The sequence below is a fragment of the Microvirga sp. GN3 genome (assembly GCF_055792825.1).
Map to the genome: position 1 here is coordinate 1 of NZ_JBVVAK010000338.1, position 2,611 is coordinate 2,611.

Annotated in this window: 2 protein-coding genes and 1 pseudogene; all 3 read right to left on the minus strand. The window is 61.0% G+C overall.

The annotated features are described in order from the left end of the window. Positions 1-1,177 (minus strand): HAMP domain-containing protein (locus tag ACS5Q1_RS47510; protein ID WP_473104724.1); only part of this gene is annotated, 1,177 nt, incomplete at its 3' end. 224 nt (positions 1,178-1,401) lie between these two features. After that, positions 1,402-1,968: pseudogene (locus ACS5Q1_RS47515) on the minus strand (IS6 family transposase); the annotation flags it as partial. Between the two features lie 143 nt (positions 1,969-2,111). Beyond that, positions 2,112-2,611: transposase (locus ACS5Q1_RS47520; RefSeq protein ID WP_473104725.1), on the minus strand; the 500-nt coding region annotated here is incomplete at its 5' end.

The following is a 2,611-nucleotide window of genomic DNA, read 5'->3' on the forward strand; positions in this document are numbered from 1 at the left end:
TGGTGGCCAGATCCTGCACCGCCGCATCGGTGCGGCGCGCGCCCTGCACCGCCCGCTCGGCGATCTGCGACGACTGCGCCACCTGAGACGCGATCTCGCGGATCGAGATCGACAGCTCCTCGGTCGCCGCCGCCACGGTCTGCACATTGGCCGAGGTCTGCTGGGCGGCGGAGGAGACGGTGACCGATTGCTGCGTCGTCTGGCCGGCAATCGCCGTCATCGAGCCGGCGGTGGCCTCCATCTCGGTCGCCGCCGAGGCCAGGCCCTGCGTCAGGGCCGAGACGTTCATCTCAAACCGCTTCGTCAGATGATCGAGCATTTCGGCCCGGCGCATCTTGGTCTGATTCTCGGCTTCTTGCGTGGCGGCGAGGCGGCGGGCTTCGAGGGCGTTGTCCTTGAACACCTGCAGCGCGCGGGCCAGTGCGCCGACCTCGTCCTTGCGCTCGGTGCCGGTCACAGTCACAGAGAGATCGCCATTCGCCAACTGGCCCATCGCAGACGTCATCGCGCCGAGCGGGCGCACGACGGCGAACACGACAATCGACCCGAGCAGGGCAAGCGCCACGAGGATGCCAAAGGCCGAGACGACAATCAACGTGGCCGCGGTCGAGGAGGCGAGTTCCTCAGCGTGCTCAACCGCTGCATCGAGAGCTTTCTGATTAACGTCCACGCGCTCGTTGAGCAGGTCACGCAGCTTGCGGCGAGCGTCGCGCCCTTCCCCATTGGCGATCTCAAGCGCGTGCGAGTCTTCGTCGCGCAAGGCGTGTCCAACGCTTCGATCTGTAAGGGAGAAGTACTTGAGGATATCAGCCTTCAGGCTCTCGGTGATGGCCCGACGTTCGGTAGTTGCGGAAAGCGCAATCAGTTCATCGGCATGCTGTAGGGCCTGCGCTCTGTACTGCTGGTAAACCTTCTCCGCGCTCTTCATCTTGTCCGCTTCAGCGGATGAATAGATGATCAGGCTCTTCTCCTGAATGCTGGCCTCATTGATCTCGGCGTTCATTTTGAGGAGGGTGGTCAGACGGGCCGTATCAACGTGCGCCACTTCCTTCGTGTCCTCGGAGAGGGCATCGAGGTCGATCTTTGCAAGAGCAACCAATCCGATGGTGATGGCGACAAAGATTACAGTTGGGATCGCCAACTTGAAAATCAGTTTCAGATTATTGAGAAAACGCATCGTCCATCAATGACCTGCCCGCATCGCCACGGGAGGCGCACGCCCCCATAGCGCGCAAGGTTCAGGCCGATCGAAGATAGCTCTCGAAGCTTGTGCGAAACCGGCTTGGGAAAGAATACCCGATGCCTCGATTAAGTATTCGACGGCGTTGAGAGGACAATTGTGGCGGCTCTGTCGCAAATCCTGACTGAAGTTGAAGGGAAGGTAACGAACTTCGCTCCGCGTCATGCGGCGAGCAGTTCGAACTGCTTTGCAAGCGATAGATTTGAATTGGAGGCGTACTTCGCCTGTCCTTTGCGCATCATGTGAACCATCTCGATCCCGCCCAGAATGATACGAGCGCTCCCGGCGGACTTGAAGCCGAGCATCGGCCGGATCCGCCGCTTGATAGCCCGATGATCCTGCTCGATGCGATTATTCAAGTAGTGGCTCTGCCGGATCCGGATCGGCTTGAGCTCACGCCTTGACCGATCCTGCAGTCGGTTTGCCGTATCGCAGGCGAGGATCGCTTCGCGATTGGTCTGGCTGCCGTCGATGACGATTCGCTCGGGCCGGCCATGACGCTTGAGTGCCTTGCGCAAGAACCACTTGGCGGCCGTCAGATTACGTCGCTCACTGAACCAGAACTCGACTGTGTCGCCATTGCTGTCGGTGGCGCGGTAGAGATACATCCAACGCCCCCGGACTTTGATGTACGTCTCGTCCATGTGCCACCTCCCGGTGACCACTCTCTTGCGTTTATTGAACTGCTCGAGCAATTCGGGCGAATAGTGCACGATCCATCTGTGAACGCCCTTCAGCAGGCCAGCTGGCGTCACTTCACACTCACCACTCTCCCACGATGTCGGTGAGAACGGACGGGCGGTCGTTATGCGGGAGATCTATTCCGTAAGGGGCACACCTTGGGACGTCAGCACCTGCCGATTTGCCTTCTTCACGCTGCGCGTGCTACGAGCCGCGGCCGCCACCGCAGCCGGATCCATTGCTGGACGTTGTAGGTCAACACCGCCCAGAGCGCCTCGGTGCCGACCTTCGCTAACCCACGCACGTGAAAGCGACGGAGATCAAGCTTCTCCTTCAGCCATGCATTGACCAGTTCCGCCACGCGCCCGCGCTCACGCAGCAAGGTCCGTGTTTCGGGACTGGCTTGACGAGCCCGGAAGGCGCTCACCACCGGATCCTCATGCGTGACCACGATCGAGCGCCCGTAAGTGCGATTGCCAGAACAGCACTGGCGGCGGCTGGGACAGACCCGACAATCGGTCTTGCTGGCCTGGTAGCGCACCAGCCTTCGTCCCGGCCGATCATGACCGTCGCGGGCCGTCAGACGCTTACCTTCCGGGCAAGTGTATGTGTCCGACGCTGGATCGTACTGGAACTTGTCGGGCAGGAAGGCATCGGTCACGCCCACACGCGCAAACCGCTGCTGGACCC